We start from the raw sequence: 431 nt of genomic DNA, 5'->3' as shown, positions 1-431 counted from the left end.
CCGTGGGCATGGTCATCGGTCCGCAGGAGGTCGCCTCCGCCAAGCAGGAGGGCATCTTCGACTTCAACCGCTCCCTGCCCGTGCCGCGCAGCGCGCTCATCGCCTCGGACGCCACCGTGGCGCTGCTGACGGCGCTGCCGGGCATGCTGGTGGCCCTGCTGGTCGCCAACGCGCGGTTCGACCTGGCCCTGAACATCAGCCCGCTGGTCGTGCCCGCGATCCTGCTGACCGCGTTCGCGGCCGTCGGGCTGGGCTACGGGATCGGCTACGGCCTCTCACCCGCCGTCGCGCGGATGATGTCGCAGCTCGTGGTGTTCGTGGCACTGATGTTCTCGCCCATCACCTTCCCGGCCTCGCGCCTGCCCGACTGGTTCGCCGCCGTGCACCAGGTGCTGCCCTTCCAGTACATGGCCGAGAGCGTCCGCGACACC

At 70.5% G+C, this 431-nt stretch carries 1 protein-coding gene; it reads left to right on the top strand.

The genetic code is table 11. The features are described 5' to 3' along the window. On the top strand, nucleotides 1–431 hold a 431-nt coding region (locus tag ACL06G_RS21510), incomplete at both ends, for an ABC transporter permease (RefSeq protein WP_412836531.1).

This window comes from Streptomyces callyspongiae, from assembly GCF_047200695.1.
In the GTDB taxonomy this organism is placed as follows: Bacteria; Actinomycetota; Actinomycetes; order Streptomycetales; family Streptomycetaceae; genus Streptomyces.
This window is presented reverse-complemented; position numbering and strand designations above follow the sequence as displayed.